The organism is Amycolatopsis acidiphila (assembly GCF_021391495.1).
GTDB classification, from domain to species: Bacteria; Actinomycetota; Actinomycetes; order Mycobacteriales; family Pseudonocardiaceae; genus Amycolatopsis_E; species Amycolatopsis_E acidiphila.
Genome location: NZ_CP090063.1, coordinates 1,426,121 through 1,442,595 on the forward strand (window position 1 = coordinate 1,426,121; position 16,475 = coordinate 1,442,595).

General features: G+C 70.2%; 20 protein-coding genes. 9 read left to right on the top strand and 11 right to left on the bottom strand.

Going from position 1 to position 16,475, the window contains the following annotated elements:
* Positions 1-395: 395 nt before the first annotated feature.
* From bcp to LWP59_RS06970, 3 genes are all read right to left on the bottom strand, one after another.
* The gene (bcp, locus tag LWP59_RS06960) at positions 396-866 is read right to left on the bottom strand and encodes a thioredoxin-dependent thiol peroxidase (protein WP_144641062.1); all 471 of its coding nucleotides are present in this window, start codon (positions 864-866) and stop codon (positions 396-398) included.
* A 17-nt stretch (positions 867-883) separates the two neighbouring features.
* Positions 884-1,414: a hypothetical protein gene (locus tag LWP59_RS06965; protein WP_229857826.1), complete on the bottom strand. Its 531-nt coding sequence runs from the start codon at positions 1,412-1,414 to the stop codon at positions 884-886.
* A gap of 189 nt (positions 1,415-1,603) precedes the next feature.
* Positions 1,604-1,786, bottom strand: a complete 183-nt coding sequence (locus tag LWP59_RS06970; protein ID WP_144641058.1) for a hypothetical protein — start codon at positions 1,784-1,786, stop codon at positions 1,604-1,606.
* Between the two features lie 173 nt (positions 1,787-1,959).
* Here LWP59_RS06970 and LWP59_RS06975 point away from each other — a divergent pair, with 173 nt between their 5' ends.
* The 7 genes from LWP59_RS06975 (at position 1,960) to LWP59_RS07005 (ending at position 10,201) form a co-directional block, all read left to right on the top strand.
* Positions 1,960-2,691: a hypothetical protein gene (locus tag LWP59_RS06975; protein ID WP_229857824.1), complete on the top strand. Its 732-nt coding sequence runs from the start codon at positions 1,960-1,962 to the stop codon at positions 2,689-2,691.
* Positions 2,692-2,796: 105 nt separating this feature from the next.
* The gene (locus tag LWP59_RS06980) at positions 2,797-4,083 is read left to right on the top strand and encodes an FAD-dependent oxidoreductase (protein ID WP_144641055.1); all 1,287 of its coding nucleotides are present in this window, start codon (positions 2,797-2,799) and stop codon (positions 4,081-4,083) included.
* A 4-nt stretch (positions 4,084-4,087) separates the two neighbouring features.
* Entirely contained in the window at positions 4,088-5,755 is a 1,668-nt protein-coding gene (ilvD, locus tag LWP59_RS06985; RefSeq protein WP_144641052.1) for a dihydroxy-acid dehydratase, read from the top strand.
* Positions 5,756-5,766: 11 nt separating this feature from the next.
* Positions 5,767-7,095: an MFS transporter gene (locus LWP59_RS06990; RefSeq protein ID WP_229857822.1), complete on the top strand. Its 1,329-nt coding sequence runs from the start codon at positions 5,767-5,769 to the stop codon at positions 7,093-7,095.
* Positions 7,092-8,366, top strand: coding sequence for an aconitase X (locus LWP59_RS06995; protein WP_144641050.1), 1,275 nt, complete (start codon positions 7,092-7,094; stop codon positions 8,364-8,366). Before LWP59_RS06990 ends, LWP59_RS06995 begins: the two co-directional genes overlap by 4 nt.
* Entirely contained in the window at positions 8,363-8,776 is a 414-nt protein-coding gene (locus LWP59_RS07000; protein ID WP_229857820.1) for an aconitase X swivel domain-containing protein, read from the top strand. Before LWP59_RS06995 ends, LWP59_RS07000 begins: the two co-directional genes overlap by 4 nt.
* A 24-nt stretch (positions 8,777-8,800) precedes the next feature.
* Positions 8,801-10,201: an MFS transporter gene (locus tag LWP59_RS07005; protein ID WP_144641044.1), complete on the top strand. Its 1,401-nt coding sequence runs from the start codon at positions 8,801-8,803 to the stop codon at positions 10,199-10,201.
* Here the strand turns inward: LWP59_RS07005 and LWP59_RS07010 are convergent.
* From LWP59_RS07010 to LWP59_RS07030, 5 genes are all read right to left on the bottom strand, one after another.
* A complete protein-coding gene (locus LWP59_RS07010) occupies positions 10,155-10,895 on the bottom strand; it encodes an SDR family NAD(P)-dependent oxidoreductase (protein WP_144641041.1) in 741 nt (246 codons plus the stop codon). The two genes, LWP59_RS07005 and LWP59_RS07010, sit on opposite strands and share 47 nt — an antisense overlap.
* 24 nt (positions 10,896-10,919) lie before the next feature.
* On the bottom strand, positions 10,920-11,588 hold the full coding sequence (locus LWP59_RS07015; RefSeq protein ID WP_144641038.1) for a DUF4383 domain-containing protein: 669 nt from the start codon (positions 11,586-11,588) through the stop codon (positions 10,920-10,922).
* A 95-nt stretch (positions 11,589-11,683) separates the two neighbouring features.
* Entirely contained in the window at positions 11,684-12,505 is an 822-nt protein-coding gene (locus tag LWP59_RS07020) for an ABC transporter permease (protein WP_144641035.1), read from the bottom strand.
* A complete protein-coding gene (locus LWP59_RS07025) occupies positions 12,465-13,265 on the bottom strand; it encodes an ABC transporter ATP-binding protein (protein ID WP_144641032.1) in 801 nt (266 codons plus the stop codon). Before LWP59_RS07025 ends, LWP59_RS07020 begins: the two co-directional genes overlap by 41 nt.
* The gene (locus LWP59_RS07030) at positions 13,262-13,720 is read right to left on the bottom strand and encodes a MarR family winged helix-turn-helix transcriptional regulator (protein WP_373299683.1); all 459 of its coding nucleotides are present in this window, start codon (positions 13,718-13,720) and stop codon (positions 13,262-13,264) included. The genes LWP59_RS07025 and LWP59_RS07030 overlap by 4 nt, the downstream gene beginning before the upstream one ends.
* A gap of 73 nt (positions 13,721-13,793) precedes the next feature.
* Here LWP59_RS07030 and LWP59_RS07035 point away from each other — a divergent pair, with 73 nt between their 5' ends.
* Positions 13,794-14,057: a DUF2277 domain-containing protein gene (locus LWP59_RS07035; RefSeq protein WP_144641029.1), complete on the top strand. Its 264-nt coding sequence runs from the start codon at positions 13,794-13,796 to the stop codon at positions 14,055-14,057.
* Positions 14,058-14,089: 32 nt separating this feature from the next.
* Here the strand turns inward: LWP59_RS07035 and LWP59_RS07040 are convergent, their stop codons facing one another.
* Complete coding sequence (locus LWP59_RS07040) at positions 14,090-14,734, bottom strand: alpha/beta fold hydrolase (RefSeq protein ID WP_144641026.1); 645 nt, start codon at positions 14,732-14,734, stop codon at positions 14,090-14,092.
* The gene (locus tag LWP59_RS07045) at positions 14,731-15,219 is read right to left on the bottom strand and encodes a pyridoxamine 5'-phosphate oxidase family protein (protein WP_144641023.1); all 489 of its coding nucleotides are present in this window, start codon (positions 15,217-15,219) and stop codon (positions 14,731-14,733) included. The genes LWP59_RS07040 and LWP59_RS07045 overlap by 4 nt, the downstream gene beginning before the upstream one ends.
* Positions 15,220-15,269: 50 nt before the next feature.
* Here LWP59_RS07045 and LWP59_RS07050 point away from each other — a divergent pair, with 50 nt between their 5' ends.
* Positions 15,270-15,902 (top strand): winged helix-turn-helix transcriptional regulator, encoded by a 633-nt coding sequence (locus LWP59_RS07050; RefSeq protein WP_186383328.1) that lies wholly within the window; start codon positions 15,270-15,272, stop codon positions 15,900-15,902.
* Here LWP59_RS07050 and LWP59_RS07055 read toward each other — a convergent pair.
* Positions 15,870-16,400: a GNAT family N-acetyltransferase gene (locus LWP59_RS07055; protein WP_186383327.1), complete on the bottom strand. Its 531-nt coding sequence runs from the start codon at positions 16,398-16,400 to the stop codon at positions 15,870-15,872. The two genes, LWP59_RS07050 and LWP59_RS07055, sit on opposite strands and share 33 nt — an antisense overlap.
* Positions 16,401-16,475: the final 75 nt, after the last annotated feature.

Here is a 16,475-nt window from a genome sequence, read left to right on the forward strand (position 1 = left end):
GGTGGTCATCCCGTCGCCTGAACTCGCGGCATCACTTTGAGCCAGGGCCGCAACATCTGCTGGGTCTGGCGGCTGGGAGCACAAAGCTTGCGGGGCTGGGTCAAAGTGATATGCACAGACCGCAGGCGACGGGATGACCACCCAACTCGACCACCTGCATGAGGTGACGTAACAGGGCTTTTCCTGGCTCATCTTTGAGCCTGCCCGTCCGGCTACGCCCGTTCCACCCCGATTTTTGATCGTTCAGCGGTCGGCACGCCGGGTCAAGGCGGGAAAGATGCCTTGACCCGGCGTGCCGACCGCTGAAGGACGCGGGGATCGGGGTTAGGGAGCGGGCTGGGCGCGGGCATTCGGCTGCCGTTGCCGGGTCGCCGTGGTGGGTGGCTGGGGTGACCTCAACCCGCGATTGCCAGGTCCTTCAAGAGCTTCGCGACATGGCCGGTGGCGCGCACGTTGTACAGCGCCTTCTCGATCTTGCCCTCCGGGTCCACCACGAACGTCGAGCGGATGACGCCCTGCACCACGCGGCCGTAGTTCTTCTTCTCCCCGAACGCGCCCCACTCGTTGAGCACGGCCTTGTCGGGGTCGGACAGCAGCGGGAAAGTCAACTCCTCCGCCGCGACGAACTTCGCCAGCTTCTCGGGCTTGTCCGGCGAGATCCCCAGCACCTGGTAACCCGCCCCGTTCAGCTGCGCGAGGCTGTCCCGGAAGTCGCAGGCCTGCTTGGTACAGCCGGGTGTCATCGCCGCCGGGTAGAAGTACACGACGACCCGTTGCCCACGGTAATCGCTGAGGGAGACCTTGTTGCCCTCGCTGTCGGACAGGGTGAAGTCGGGAGCCGGGTCACCGGTCGCGAGTCGCTGCATGACGCGAGCGTATCCCGTCAGGCGGCACCGCAGTACACGGCGACAACGGTGCTGGTGGCGGTCGGCCGCAGGGACAGCTTCATCGCGGTTTGCTGCTCCGCCACGGCGAACGCCAGTGTCACCCGGACGTCACGCCCCATGGGCAGATCCTTGCCCGCGTCGACGATCCCGCTGTAGCCCTGCGTGGGGTCCACGACCTGCTTCGCCCCGGTGCCGTCGACCGTCGCGGACACCGACAGGCCCGACAGCCGGTACGGCTGATCGCCGTCGTTGCGGATCGCGATTTCGAAGGCCACGGCCCGGTCGCTGCGCGGATAGGCGCTGCTGCTGGGGTGGAAGGACTTCGGCGTCGACACCGAGATCGTGATCCCATCGGCGAACCGGTACTGCCCGCCGAAGTAGAGCGTCTGCTGGGCGGGCGCCGGCGCGGCCTGCAACGCGGGGCTGCCCACGTCGTTCCGGGCGACGGTTTCCGTCTGTGCGGGCGCGCCACACGCGACCAGCCCGACAAGGGCAGCCGCGACCAGGACGTGCCTCGGGGTGTGCACAGCGGCAACTTCCTTTACTCGTCACGTCGGCCCCGGCTGCGCCGTTCGGGGTAGGCACTTCTGCCGGGACTCGTCCACTCTGGCGGGACTCTCGCGTGACGGCGAGCCGTGGCGCGGGGTTGACGCGGACCTGGTGTAGGGCTGTGGCCGATCTGTGATCGGAGCGGTACCGGCGGTGAGCGCTGTCACTCAGGTCGCGAGCGCGAAGAACAGGATGAAGCCGCCGACGGCGATCAGCCACACCACGATCAACCAGCCGAAATCACGCCAGGGATCGACGGTGTGGTTGTCCTCGCCGGGCACGTACACGCCGCGCTGCTCGAACCAGTCGGCCCAGCGCAACATCCAGCGGAACGGGTTGCGACGCGGCATGGACCTCACCTCCTCGGAAACACGGTACGGCCTTGCCCAGATGGGCACTTCCGCTACCTCGATGTCACTCATCGTCGAAAGTTCTCTCGATTGGATGTGATCTTTATCACTAAACTGACAACGAACTGGTAACGACGGTTAAGTATGTTGCGGACAGTGACGAACGAGGGGTTGTGAGTGTGCCGAGTAACGAGGTGAATTCCCGACGGGGTGACGACGGCGAGCAGTTGACCGTCGCCGAACTGCTGCGCCGCGAGGGCGTTACGCAGGAGCTGCCCGTCGTGAAGGACCCCGTCGATGATGCCCCGACCGAGCGCATCCCGGTGGTCGAGCTCCTGCGCCGTGAGGGCCGGTGGAACAAGCGCAAGGCGAGCAAGGTGGGGGCACTCGCCGCCGGGGTCGCCGCGCTGGCCGGCGTGGCCGTGACCGCGCTGAGCGCCGGTCAACTGCACGACACCGCCGCCTCCGCGGGTGGGGGCGCCGGCGGGCCGTACATCCCGCCCGAGGCGAAGACGAGCCAGCTGGGCAGCCCGCCGAGCCTGGCCTCCAGCGAGACGACGACGCCCGACGGCACGTCCATCGGACAGGTCGCGACGCGCCAGGTGGCCGCGGACGGCACGTCCTCGGCGGACCGCACGCAGTCCGCCACCGGCGAATCCAGCGGCGCCCAGGCGCGCAGCGGGTCCGCCGGGCAGGCGCCGGTGGCCGCGCAGCCGACGCAGGACTCCACGACGACGGGCAGCAGCACGACGACGCGGTCCGAGCCGCCGACGGGCAGCACCACGACGCAGCCGCACCAGCCCGCGGCCCACACGAGCACGCCGACGACGCCCACCGAGCAGCCCAAGGGCGGCGGCCTGCTGGGCAGTGTGGTCGGCCTGCTCGGCGGCATCCTGGGCGGCTGAACCATAAACCGGATTGATGGTCGGTAGCCGAAGGAGTTATTTCCTCTAGGGGCACAACGGTTTCTAGTGTCGACGTGAAGCCAGTCACTGTTGACAGGAGCGTTGATGCCGCACCCGCTGACCCAGCTGAAGGTTCAGACAGTCCGCAAGCCGGCGCAGGCGCCGGTGCACGAGATCACCGCCGACGTGTGTGTCGTCGGCGCGGGGGTCGCGGGCACCTCGGCGGCGATCGAGAGTGCGAAGCTCGGGCGCGACGTCGTGCTGATCGACTCGCTGCCGGTGCTCGGCGGGCAGATGGTGAACTCGCTGATCGGCCTGTTCTGCGGGGTGTTCGGCAACGCGCCGGACTACCGGCAGCTCACCCACGGCATGTTCGACGAGATCTTCGCCGACCTCGGCCCGAGTGGCGACCTGCACTTCAACCGCGGCCACACGATGACCGTGCAGTACGACGAGGTGGTCCTCGGCCGCTGGATCGAGGAGCGGATCCGTCAGCTGGGCGTCCGGGTCGTGCTCGGCACGGTCATCCAGGACGTCGAGGTGCACGAGGGCCGGATCGAGTCGGTGTCCTTCGCGTCCCGATACGGCAACCTGACCGTCCGCGCGACCGGCTTCGTGGACTCGACCGGCGACGCGGCGCTGGCCTGGGAGGCCGGGCTGCCCTGCCGGATCCCCGAGCGCACGATCTACGGCTCCCAGCAGATCATCCTCGAGCACCTCGACGAGACCCACAAACCCGAGGCGAAGGAGCTGGCCGAGCGCGTCGACGCGAAGGCAGGCGAATACGGCCTGATGCGCCACGACGGCCTCGCGTTCTTCTTCCCCGGCCGCAACACCGCGGTCATGAACATGACGCACATCGAGGCGCCGCTCGACCCGGTCGAGGCCTCCGACGCGCAGCTCGAAGGCAAGGCGCAGGCCGACCGCGTCGTGCACTTCCTGCGCACGGAGTACCCGAAGGCGTTCGGCGAGGCGAAGGTGCGCGCGTACGGCTTTCCTGGCCGCCGCCAGACGCGCTGGCTCGCGGGCGTGCACCAGCTGACCCTCGACGAGGTGCGCACCGGGCACCGCTTCGAGGACTCGGTCGCCCGCACGGCGTGGCCGATCGAGCTGCACGACCGGCCCGAGGGCTACGTGTGGGAGCTGTTCGAGGCCGACCACCTGCACTACGTGCCGCTGCGCAGCATGCTCCCGCCGGACGTGCACAACCTCGTCGCCGCGGGCCGCTGCGTCGACGGCGACGCCGCCGCGCTGTCCAGCATCCGCGTGATGGGCCCGTGTGCGGCGATGGGCGCCGGTGCCGCGCACGCGCTGGACCTCGCGGGCAAGGAAAGCGTCCACGACGTCAAGCCCGCCGAGCTGCACGACCGGCTCACGGCGAACCTGGACTGACGCCATGCAGCTGCGCAGCAACTTCGAGAAGGGCACGTCCCGCTGGGCGACCCGCCGTGCGCAGTGGCGCGCGCTCGGGCTGTCGGACGAGGACATGGAAAAGCCCAAGATCGCCGTGGTGAACTCGTCCTCGGACCTCGCGATCTGCTACAGCCACCTCGACGACATCGCCCGCAGGGCCAAGGATGCCATCCGCGCGGCGGGCGGCATCGGGTTCGAGGTGCGCACGACCGCGCCGTCGGACTTCATCCACAGCGCGGGCGGGCGCGGCGGCTACATCCTCGCCAGCCGCGACCTGATCGTGAACGACATCGAGGCCGGGGTCGAGGGCGCGCTGCTGGACGGCATGGTGTGCCTGGCCTCCTGTGACAAGACCGCGCCCGCGCAGCTGATGGCGGCCGGGCGGCTGAACATCCCGACGATCGTCGTCGCCTGCGGGTACCAGCCGTGCGGCACGTTCCGGGGCGAGCACTGCGACATCGAGGACGTGTTCCTCGCCGCGGGGCACGTCGCGCAGGGCAGGCTCGGTGTCGACGAGCTGACCGAGATGAGCGAGAACGCCGTGCTGGGGGCCGGGGTCTGTGCCGGGATGGGCACCGCGAACTCGATGCACATCGTCTGCGAGGCGCTCGGCATGGCGCTGCCGGGCAGCACGCCGGTGGCGGCGAACAGCGCGCCGATGTGGGACACCGTCGAGCGCGCGGGGCAGCGCATCGTCGAGCTGGTGCGCGACGGGCTGAAGCCGCGGGACGTGCTGACGCCGGGCGCCTTCGCGAACGCCGTGATGGCCGTGCTCGCGATCAGCGGTTCGATCAACTGCGTCAAGCACCTGCAGGCCGTCGCCGCCGAAGCCGAGTGCGACGTGGATGTCTACGGGCTGTTCGAGAGGCTCGCCGACGACGTGCCGCTGCTCGCCGCGGTCCGGCCCAACGGCCCGCACTCGATCGAGCAGTTCGAGGCCGCCGGTGGCGCCGCCGCCGTGCTCAAGCAGCTGGAAGGCTTGCTGCACAAGGAAACTCTGACCGTTACCGGCCGCACCACGGGAGAGCACCTGGCCTCCACCGAGGTCGCCGATCCGGAGATCATCCGCCCCGCCGACCGGCCACTGGGCAGGCGCCCGGCAGTCGTCCTGGTGCGGGGTTCGCTCGCCCCCGCGACCGGGATCGTCAAGCTCGCCGTCGCCGAGGAACGGCGGCTCACCTTCGAGGGCAGGGCGATCGTCTACGACTCGCCCGAGGACGCGATGACCGGCCTGCGCGACGGGGAGATCCGCGAGGGGCACGTGCTCGTGCTGCGCGGGCAGGGCCCGAAAGGCAGCCCCGGCATGGGAATGGCGTCGCGGCCGGTGTTCGCGCTCGACGGCGCCGGGCTCACCGGCAAGGTCGCGGTGGTGACCGACGGGCAGCTGTCCGGCCTGGTGAACAAGGGGATCGTGGTCGGCGAGGTCTCGCCGGAGGCCGCCGACGGCGGACCGCTCGCGCTCGTCGAGAACGGCGACCGGATCGTCATCGACGTCGCCGCCCGCACGGCAGACCTCGACGTCCCCGAGGACGTCCTGGCCGAGCGCCGCACGCGGCTCGCACGGACGCCCGTGCCGGCCCGGCCCGGGTGGTTGTCGATCTACCAGCACGTCGTCCGGCCGCTTCAGGAAGGCGCAGTGTTGCGCGGTTAGGGAGTGAGCACGTGGAGAACCTTTCCAGCCAAGCGAAACGGTCCATTTCCGGCGGCGTGTTCGGGATGTTCGTCGACACCTTCGACGTCTACCTGCCGGCGCTGGTCCTCCCGGCGGCGATGACCTACTTCCTGCCGCCCTCGATGTCCCCGGCGACCTCGGTCACGGTCTCCACCCTGCTGTTCTGCGTCAGCCTGCTCGGCCGCCCGATCGGCGGACTGGTGTTCGGCAACCTCAGCGACCGCGTCGGGCGCAAGCGGGTCACGCTCGTCTCGGCGGGCGGGTTCACCGCCTGCACGCTGCTGATCAGCGTCCTGCCCGGCTACTCGAGCTGGGGAATCGCGGTGGTCGTGGTGTTCGCACTGCTGCGGCTGGTCAACGGGGTCTTCCTCGGCGGCGGGTACGCCGCGCCGATCCCGCTGGCGTTCGAGCATTCGCCGCGCCACCTGCGCGGCCTCGTCGGCGGGCTGATCGCGGCCGCGGCGCCCGCCGCGTTCCTGGTGATCAGCCTGATCCAGGTGCTCGCACTGCGGCAGCTGCCCAAGGCGGACTTCCTGTCCTGGGGCTGGCGGCTCCCGTTCTTCCTCGGCGTGCTGCTCGGCATCGGCTACTTCGTGCACTACCTGCGGGTCGGCGAGGGCAACGAGAGCTACTGGGCCGCCCGGCGTGCGGAGCGGCGTCAGCCCGTGCGGGAACTGTTCACCAGGGGCAACGCGAAAGCGCTCCTCCAGGTGTTCCTGCTGACCTCCGGGTACTGGTTCGCCGCGCAGATGGCGGTGTCGCTGCTGCCTTCCCTGCTCACCGGGGAACTCCACCAGAGCGCGACGAATGTCGCCTTGCTCACGCTCGTCGGCAGCGTGTTCACTATTTTCTCGGTGATCGGCTTCGCGGTGCTGGGGCAACGGATCGGGCGGCGCAAGGTGCTGCTCGGGGTCGGCGTCGCCATCACCGTGGTCACCGCGCTCACGTTCGCGCTGATGGTGCACTTCGCCGAGGCGCGCACCGGGTTCCTCGCGGTCGCCGTCATGGGGATCATCGCGAACGCGCTGACGTCGGGGCCGCTCGGCGCGCTGATCACCTATCTCAACGAGCGGTTCCCGCTTTCCGTGCGCTCCACGGGATACAGCGTCGGCTACACGTTCGGCCTGATCCTGCCCGGCCTCTACAGCGTCTGGCTGCTGGGACTGGGCCACCTGATGCCGTACGCGTACGGCCCGGTGGTGCTGATCGTGCTCGGCGGCGTGCTCATGACCTTCGCCGTGCGCAGCGGCCCGGAGACGAAGGAGATCGACAGTCTCACCACCGATGCCCGGGTAGCGGAGAGGGAGTTGCAGGCGTGAAACTGACCGACGAGGAGAAGGCGATGCTCGACGGGGCCGAGGGCCCCGCCGTCGCCGCCGCGATGGATCTGCTGGTGCGCTACGGCGAAGCGCTCGACTGCGAACGCCTCTGCGACACCCGCAACGTGGCCGGGACGATGACCCAGCCCTCGCCCGCGAAGGCGAAGCTGGTCGCCGAGCACGGCTGGGACAAGGCGTACGCGGTGATCAACCTCGACTCCGACGAGGAGTTCGAGGTCCCGCAGATGAAGGTGCCGACCTGTCAGCTGCAGCACGGGTTCAGCGACGACTCCGTGGGCGTCGCGCCGTACCCGAAGCAGTACGTCGAGCTGCAGGCCGACGCCGAGTCCTTCTACGGCCGCAAGGGCGTCAACATCCTCGCCACCTGCACGCCGTACCAGGTGGGGAACCTGCCGGTGCGCGGCGAGCACGTCGCGTGGATGGAGTCCTCGGCCGTCGTCTACGCCAACTCGGTGCTCGGCGCCCGCACGAACTGCGAGGGCGGCGCGTCGACCGGCGCGGCGAGCCTCACCGGCAAGATCCCGTGCTGGGGCAACCACCACGAGGAGAACCGCCGCGGCACGCATCTGATCGACGTGCGGGTGCCGGTCAAGAGCTTCCTGGACTGGGGCATGCTCGGGTACTTCGCGGGCGACCTCGTGCAGGAGGAGCGCCCGGTCGTCGTCGGGGACTTCGCGCAGCCGGAACTGGTGGACCTCAAGCACTTCGGCGCCGCGGCCGCGTCCAGCGGAGGCGTCGAGATGTACCACATCCCCGGCGTCACGCCCGAGGCGCCGACGGTGGAGGCGGCCTTCGGCTCGGCGAAGCTGCCGGAGGCTGTCCACTATGGACAGCGGGAGCGGGAGCAGATCTACGAGAACCTGAACTCCCAGGGCAGCAACACCGACGTCGACTTCGTGCTGCTGGGCTGCCCGCACGCCTCGGTCGACCAGATCTGGCGCGCCGCGAGGGCACTGGAAGGGCGCAAGCTGAAGGCGCAGCTGTGGATCATGGTGCCGCGCGCGCTGAAGGTCGTCGCGGACCGCAGCGGCTACACCGAGATCATCGAGAAGGCAGGCGGGAAGGTGCTGTCCGACTCGTGCCCGGCGATGTCCCGCTCGGCGCCGCCCGGCACGAAGGTGTTCGCGACCGACTCGGCCAAGCAGGCCCACTACCTGCCCGCGATCCTCGGCATCGAGGCGTGGTTCGGCACGCTGGAGGACTGCGTGAACGCGGCGGTCACCGGCCGGTGGACGGGGGAGCTGCGGTGAGCTTCCTCTTGCACGGCAGGACGGTGGTGCCGGGGGTCGCCGAGGGCGAGGCGCTCGTCTCGCACGAGACGATCTCCGGCTGGGGCGGGATCGACCCGGCGAAGGGCGTGATCATCGAACGGCGCCATGAGCTCTACGGCGTCTGCTTCACCGGCAAGATCCTGGTCTTCCCCGGCGCGAAGGGGTCCTCGGGCTGGTCCGGGTTCTTCCAGAGCACGCGGCTGATGGGTACCGCGCCGCTGGCGATGCTGTTCACCGACATCACCACGAAGGCCGCGCTGGGTGCCGTCGTCACCCGCGTGCCGAGCATGACCGGTTTCGACCGCGACCCGGTCGAGGCGATTCGCACGGGGGATTGGGTCCGCATCGACGCCGACGCGGGCGTCGTCGAGGTCAAGGCCGGCCTCTAGCCCTTGCCACACAAAGGAGTGTGTATGTCCGTACCGACCTCCCCGACCGTAGACGTCTTCCCGATCATCGAGAGGCAGCGCGTCGGCCGGTTCTGGCTCGGCCTGTTCGCCGTGTCCTGGGCCATCACCTTCCTCGACGGGTTCGACCTGCAGATCCTTTCCTTCGCCGGGCGCTACATCAAGAGCGCGTACCACCTGTCCGACACCCAGCTCGGCACGCTCGGCACGGTCGGGCTGTTCGGCACCCTGATCGGCGGCCTGTGCCTGGGCTACCTCGGCGACCGGGTCGGTCGCCGTCCCTCGATCATGGTGGCGACCATCGGGTTCGGCATCTTCATGATCGCCTTCGTGTTCGCGCAGGACTACACCCAGCTGGTCGTGCTGCGCTTCGTCTCCGGGCTGTTCCTCGGCGGCGTGCTGCCACTGGCCTGGGCGCTGAACACCGAGTTCGCCCCGGCCCGGTTCCGCTCCACCTCCGTGGTGATCATCATGGTCGGCTACAGCCTCGGCAGCGCGGCCGGGGGACCGGTGTCCAACGTGCTGATCCCGCGCTTCGGCTGGGAGTCGGTGTTCGTGGCCGGCGGCATCTGCTCGCTGCTGGCGGTGATCCCGGTGGTCTTCGTGCTGCCGGAGTCGGTGAAGTTCCTGGCGCAGAAGGATCTCAAGCAGCACCGCATCGCGAAGATCCTGCGCCGCATCGACCCGTCGCTGCACTTCGCCGAGGGCACCCGGTTCGTCGCGGGCATCGTCGACAAGGGACGGTTCACCCCGGCGCAGCTGTTCCGGAACAGGCTCGCCACGATCACCACGCTGCTCTGGATCGCCTACATCTGCTCCTCGGCGGTGGTGTTCTACCTGGCGTTCTGGGGCCCGATCCTCAACGAGCGCCTCGGTTTCTCCACCACCGCCGCCGCCACGATCGCCGCCTGCACGTCGGTCGCCGGTGCGGGCGGGCAGCTGCTGATCGGCCGGTTCATCGACCGGAAGGGCGCGGGCACGATCGCGCTGATGCCGCTGTTCGGGGTGCCGTGCCTGCTGCTGATCGGGCTGGCGCCACTCGGCAAGCCCGCCTACATCCTGGTGCTGCTGGTCGCGAACATCTTCATCATCGGCGGCCACGGCGGGATGCACAGCATCGCGGGCATCTTCTACCGGCCCGCGATCCGGGCCAACGGCGCGGCGTGGGCGACCTCGATCGCGAAGTTCGGCGCGATGCTCGGGCCATGGCTGGCGGGCGTGATCATGGACGGCGGCCTCGGCGCGCAGGGCACGTTCTACGTGTTCGCCCTGTTCCCGCTGCTGATGTCCGGGCTGTTGTTCGCGCTCGGGCGGGCGCAGAAGCGGCTGCCGCACGACGCGGACGGCGCGCCGGCCCCGGTCAGCGCGGCAGCCGGCGCCACACGGTCCGAGGAAGCAGTCGCATGACGAAGAAGACGGGGCGGAGCACGGCGGGCACCCACACCTCGCCGCGCCCCCGCCGCAGCGCCGCGACCGTCGCGTCGGCGACCTGATCCGGGGTGCTGGAGAACGGGGCGGGCTTCATGCCCTCGGTCATCCGGCCGATCACGAAGCCCGGCCGCACGAGCAGCAGTCCGATGCCGCTGCCGTGCAGCGCGTCGGCGAGGCCGCCGGCGAACCCGTCGAGCCCGGCCTTGGCCGAGCCGTACACGTAGTTGGCCCGGCGCACCCGGATCCCGGCGACGGAGGAGAACACGACGACCTTGCCGTGCCCCTGTTCGCGCAGCACGTTCACGACCTCGGTGAGCAGGTGCACGTGGGCGAGGTAGTCGGTGTGCACGACGGCCGCGGCGTGCGCGGCGTCGGTCTCGGCGCGCTGCTGGTCGCCGAGGATGCCGAAGGCCACCACGACGACGTCGAGCGGCCCGTGCCGGGCGATCACTTCGTCCAGCACGGGCCGATGACGGGCGAGGTCGTCCGCGTCGAACTCGACGCGGCCCACCTCCGTTGCGCCCGCCCGGCGCAGCGCGGCCTCCTGCTCGTCGAGGTCGTCGCTGCGCCGGGCGGCCAGCACTGTCGAGTTGTCGGACCCGATCAGCCTGCGGGCGACCGCGAGGCCGATCTCACTGCGGCCACCGAGCACCAGAACCGTTCCGCTCACGCGGAGCAGTCTGCCCGACGGCGGTCAGTGCGCCGTCGTGTGGTGGCTCCGCCCGCGCAGCCACGACGAGGCACGCCGCCGCTCGCCGGGGACCTCCGGTGACCGGGCGCCCTCGGGTGCGTTCACCTCGGAGCGCACCGGGGTGGCGTCGGTCCGCGCCGGCGTTTCGTGCGCGCCGGTGCGCAGCGGCTCGGTCTCGGCGGTGGTCGACGGGGCGACCGTGGTGGCCGGCTCCGGCTCGACCACGTGCACGACCTTGCGTGCCGGCATGATCGCGATGATCAGGCCCAGCACCGCGGTGGCGATGTGCAGCCAGTTGTCCGAGTCGTTGAGGTTGAGCGGATTGCCGAGGTTCGACACCGGGTTCGACGCGATCACGCCGGTGATCATCAGACCCCAGATCGCGATCAGGCCGAAGCCGATGAACAGAACCCAGCCGAACGTGCGGGCCAGCCCCGAATACGTCGCCGTCAGCAGACCGAGCACGCCCACCACCACGTGTACGAGGTTGTGCAGTGGGTTGATCATGAAGCCGAGCAGCATCACGTCCTGGTGCCCGGCGAAGTCGCCGAGCCCGGTGCGTGCAAAACCGACGATGCCGAGCGCCAGGTAGGCCAGGCCCACCAGCCCCGCCAGGACCTGCACGGGCTGCAGTCCCTGGACCCGGATATGAGCATCTTTCGAACGAGCCATGATCTCGTCCCCTTTGTCGGACGGGCACCACACTGCTGTAGTGCTGTGTGCACAGAGGGGTACCCGGGCCTGAAATCCGACAAACGTGGTTGACGTCAGCGCGCCAGCCGGCCCAGCAAGGCCGAGGCTACGCCGATCGCCACCGCCATGGCGCCGATCAGCACCCCGAAGTCCAGCCCGAGCCGCGCCGGGGTGCCGATCAGCAGACCCCGCACCGCTTCCACCTCGTAGCTGAGCGGGTTGACGTGGTTGAGCACCTTGAGCCAGCCCGGCATGACGTCGACGGGGTAGAGCGCGTTGGAGCCGAAGAACAACGGCATCGTGATCGCCTGGCCGATGCCCATCAGCCGTTCCCGGGACAGCACCAGCCCGGCGATCACGATCGACAGGCAGCAGAAGAACGCCGAGCCGAGCACCAGCGCGGCCGCCATCGCGATCAGCTTCAGCGGGTTCGCCGTCAGCCCGACGCCGAGTATCGCGGCCAGTATCAGCACCATCACCGCCTGCACGAGGGCCCGCAGCCCGGCGGCGAACGCCTTGCCCGCCACCAGTGCCGTGCGCGGTGTCGGCGTGACGAGCAGCTTCGCGAGCACGCCGGCGTCGCGCTCCCAGATGATCTGGATGCCGTAGAAGATCGCGATGAACAGCGCCGACTGGGCGAGGATGCCCGGCGCGAGGTAGTCCAGGTACGGGATGTTGCCGGTCGGGATGGCGCGGATCCGGGTGAACGTCTCCCCGAAGATCAGCAGCCACAGCGCGGGCTGGATGGCGCGGGTGACCAGCTCCGTGCGGTCCCGGCGCAGCTTCTGCAGCTCGATCAGGCACATCGTGGCGATCCGGGACAGCAGCAGCCGCAGCTGGCGGATCGGCCCGGGGTCAGCCCAGCCGGCGGGCGGTGCGGCGAGCGGCACGGACATCGCGGATTCCTCCTCCATCGAGCTGGTCGCCGGTCACGGCGCGGAACACGTCGTCCAAAGTGGACTCCGGACCGAGGTCGGCTTCGAGTTCTGCGGGCGTGCCGAGCGCGCGGATCCGGCCGCGGTGCATCAGCGCGATGCGCTCGCAGTACTGCTCGGCCTCGTCCATGTAGTGGGTGGTGACCAGCACGGTCATCCCGGTCTCGGCGCGGATCTGCTCGATGCGCTCCCACACGTTCCCGCGCGCGATCGGGTCGAGCCCGATGGTGGGTTCGTCGAGGATCAGCAGGCGTGGCGCGCTGACCAGAGCCTGTGCGAGCTCGAGGCGGCGGATCATGCCGCCGGAGTAGCCCGAGGCCTGGCGGTCCGCGTCGCCGGCGAGGCCGACCGCGTCGAGCGCGCCGTCGACCCGTTCCTTGCGCTGGCGGCGCGGGACGTCGAACAGCCGCGCGAACAGGGTGACGTTCTCCCGGCCGGTGAGCGTGCCGTCGGCCGAAAGTTGTTGCGGCACATAGCCGATCAGCCTGCGGACGGCCATCCGCTTCCGCCCGGCGTCGAGCCCGAACACCTCGACGCTGCCCTGGCTGACCGGCAGCAGCGTGGTGATCATGCGGATGGTCGTGGTCTTGCCGGCGCCGTTGGGGCCGAGCAGGCCGAACACCTGCCCGGTGGGGATCTCCAGGTCGACGCCGTCGACCGCGGCGGTCTCGCCGAACGAATGTCGTAGCGCGGTGCAGCGCACCGCGGGTGAGACGGTCATGCGTCCTCCTCGATGGCGGTCAGCAGGCGGCCGAGTGCCGGCAACGCCCCGGAGATGGCCGTGCGGTCCGCTTCGGACAGGGTGGCGAGCTTGCCCGCCACGAACTCGGTTCTCGTGCGCCGCCAGGTGGTGAGCCGGTCGTGGGCGGCGGTGGACAGCTCCAGGCGGGCGGCGCGCCGGTCGGCCGGGTCGACGCGGCGGTGCAGCATCCCGGCCTCGACGAGCTGGTTGACCAGGGTGCTGACGGAGTTGCCCGCCAGGTGCAGGCTCCGCGCGGCGGCGGCGACGCCGATGCCCGGCTCCTTCTCCACGACGCGCAGCAGCTCGATCTGCGCGCCGCGCAGTGGTGGGTCGAGCACCGGCAGCTGCGCGGCGACCCGCCGCCGGACCCGCCGGCGCAGCCCGGCCATCGTCGCCATCAGGCTTTCGGCGAGTGTCGTCCGGTCCGTGCGCACGAGATCGAGAATAGCTCTCAATGAGAGTTATTAGCAAGGCTCAGGTTTGGCGGCCCCGCGTACTCTGGGCCGCATGTGCCGAAACATCACGGTCCTGCGAGGTCTGGAGCCGGCGGCGACGGCGGAGGAGATCGAGGCCGCCGCCCGGCAGTACGTGCGCAAGGTGACCGGCGTGCAGGCCGTGTCGGACGCGACCCGCGAGCCCTTCGAGGCCGCGGTCGCGGAGATCACCGCCATCACCACGCGGTTGCTGGGAGAGCTGCCGCCACGGCGGCAGCCGCCCGCGAACGTGCCGCCCCTGCGCCGCCCGGAGGTACGCGCCCGCATGGGGCGGTGACCTGGCGAAGGGGCGGCGAGGTGCTCAGCCGGTCAGAGGTAGCCCACCAGCCGCTCCGCCAGCTCCTTCGGACGGCTCAGCGCCACCAGGTGGCCGCCGGGCATCTCGTCCAGCTCGATCCCCAGCCGCGCGCGCACGAGGGGGCGCTGGAACTCCAGCGGGAAGAACCTGTCTTCGCTGCCCTGCAGGAACCGCGTCGGCACGTCCGGCCACTTGGTCAGCGGCCACGGCTTCGCGAACGGCGTACCCGACTGCGGGAGCTCGCCGGCGGCCATCGCCTCCGCGGTCACCTCGGGCGGCACGTCGTGGAAGAAGGACTCCAGCAGGTCGAACTTCCCGGGCAATCGGTCGTGCCCGGTGACGCTCCACCACTCGCCGGGCGACTCGCCGGGCTTCGGCGTCATCGCGTTCAGCATGATCAACAGGTCGACCGGAACCCGCTCGCACACCAGCGGCGCGGTGAACCCGCCCATCGACTGCGCGACCAGCACCACGCCGGACCGGTCACCGATCGCCTCGACGACGGTGTCCGTGTACTCGGCCAGCCCCGCCGAGTCGTCGGCCGCCGGCAGGTCGACCACGACAGCCTCGTGCCCGCGGTCGGTCAGCTCGGGCACCACTCGATGCCAGTACCACGCCTGGCCACCGGCACCGGGGATGAGGACGAACGTGCTCATTGCCCGATCCTCGCGAACTCTTCCGCCGAGCGGGCGCCGGGAAAGCGCGTCACGAAGTCGATCGTGCCGACCCACGACGGCCGGACGGCGATCCGCGCCATCCGCACCCCCGTCTTTCCGAGCTCCGCGACGGTCGCGGCCTGCTCGGGCCCGTAGTACCGCTGCTGGGCGAGGGCGTACTCGGGCACGACCCCGTCGACCTCGGTCACCTCCGCGCGGCCCCGGATGAGCAGTACACCCGGCGGTGGGCCGGCGTTGTCGATGGTGATCGCCACGGCCGGACGTGCGCGCAGCGCCTTGAGTTTCGCGGTGCCGGCGAAGGTCGGCAGTACGACCTCCTCGCCGTTCCAGTGGAACAGCATCGGCAGCACCCGCGGCGTGTCGTCGGACGCGACGTAGGCGAGCCGTGCCAGTTCGGTGGAGCCGAGCATCCGGCGTGCGATGTCGGAGTCGAGAAGCCTGAGGTCACCCTGGGGGAGTGTCATACTCCTAATCTAGGAGTACATGCTCCGGAAAGGCAAGCTATAGTTTCGGTGTGCGTAGCTACGAAGATCCGTGCGGGGTGGCCAGGGCCCTCGACCTGGTGGGCGAGCGGTGGACGCTGCTCGTCGTGCGTGAGCTGCTGTTCGGCGCGAAGCGGTTCACCGACCTGGTGCGCGGCCTGCCCGGCATGAGCCAGAACGTGTTGTCCCAGCGGCTGCGCGACCTCGACAAGGCCGGGATCGTCCGTACCCGGCGGCTGGGGCCGCCCGTCAGTGCGCGCGTCTACGAGCTCACCGAGCGTGGTGCCGCGCTCGAACCCGTGCTCATCGAGCTCGGCCGGTGGGGGAGCCGGACCCCGCTGACGTCCGGGGCGGAGCTGAGCGTGGACGCCCTGATGCTGGCGCTGAAGACGACGTTCGTGCCGGGGCCGGACTTCGACTGCGAGCTCAGGTTCGGTGCCGACGTCTTCCACGTGCGGTCCGCCGACGGGCGTCTGTCGCTGGCCCGAGGTCCCGCCGACGGCGCCCGGGTCGTGGCCGAGATGGACGCGAAGACGTTGCGCGGCCTGGTTTTCGGTGCTCGCCCGGTGGCGGCCGCCGTGGCCGGCGGCGAGCTGCGCCTTACCGGGGAGACCGCGGTGTTCGAGCGGTTCTCACGGTGCTTCCCCCGCCCCCAGCCGCTCTAGGTCCAGCACGTACCCGAGCATCCGGTGCTCGCCGATGCGCGGGCCGTCCGGTGGGTGGCGCCCGTCGGGCACCCAGCCGCGAGCGGCGTAGAAGGCCCGCGCGCGGGTGTTGAAGTCCCACACCCACAAGCGCGCGGCGGCCACCCCGGCGTCCCGCCACACCGACACCGCCTCCTCGTGGAGCGCGCTGCCTACGCCCCGGCGGAAGAAGTCCGGATGCACGTGGATCTGGTACAGCTCCGAGCTCACCGCCGGGTCCGGCTCGGGGTGGTAGCAGGGGCCGATCATCAGGAACCCGACCACCTCGTCGCCGAGCCTGGCCACCCGGACGAGCCGGTCCGGCTTGCGGATGATGCTCGCGTACAGCTCGGCGTCGCGCGCGTTGGACCGGGCCAGGTCCTGCGCCGGCAGGACACCGCAGTAGTAGCTGGTCCTGGCGGCGACGTGCACGGCGAGAACGGCGGCGGCATCCGATTCGCGCGCCGGTTCGACTCGCATCTCTGCCATGCTGCCATGGACGCGCGAAGGTGACGGCGGTTGCGTCGAGGGCGTGTCCACCGAGCACCATCGCGC

Coding starts and splice junctions, on each gene's coding strand:
- LWP59_RS07040 (WP_144641026.1), bottom strand. CDS start 14,734: ATGAGCACGTTCGTCCTCATCCCCGGTGCCGGTGGCCAGGCGTGGTAC.
- LWP59_RS07035 (WP_144641029.1), top strand. CDS start 13,794: ATGTGCCGAAACATCACGGTCCTGCGAGGTCTGGAGCCGGCGGCGACG.
- LWP59_RS07055 (WP_186383327.1), bottom strand. CDS start 16,400: ATGCGAGTCGAACCGGCGCGCGAATCGGATGCCGCCGCCGTTCTCGCC.
- LWP59_RS07015 (WP_144641038.1), bottom strand. CDS start 11,588: ATGGCTCGTTCGAAAGATGCTCATATCCGGGTCCAGGGACTGCAGCCC.
- LWP59_RS07045 (WP_144641023.1), bottom strand. CDS start 15,219: ATGACACTCCCCCAGGGTGACCTCAGGCTTCTCGACTCCGACATCGCA.
- bcp (WP_144641062.1), bottom strand. CDS start 866: ATGCAGCGACTCGCGACCGGTGACCCGGCTCCCGACTTCACCCTGTCC.
- LWP59_RS07025 (WP_144641032.1), bottom strand. CDS start 13,265: ATGACCGTCTCACCCGCGGTGCGCTGCACCGCGCTACGACATTCGTTC.
- LWP59_RS07005 (WP_144641044.1), top strand. CDS start 8,801: ATGTCCGTACCGACCTCCCCGACCGTAGACGTCTTCCCGATCATCGAG.
- LWP59_RS06970 (WP_144641058.1), bottom strand. CDS start 1,786: ATGCCGCGTCGCAACCCGTTCCGCTGGATGTTGCGCTGGGCCGACTGG.
- LWP59_RS07020 (WP_144641035.1), bottom strand. CDS start 12,505: ATGTCCGTGCCGCTCGCCGCACCGCCCGCCGGCTGGGCTGACCCCGGG.
- ilvD (WP_144641052.1), top strand. CDS start 4,088: ATGCAGCTGCGCAGCAACTTCGAGAAGGGCACGTCCCGCTGGGCGACC.
- LWP59_RS06980 (WP_144641055.1), top strand. CDS start 2,797: ATGCCGCACCCGCTGACCCAGCTGAAGGTTCAGACAGTCCGCAAGCCG.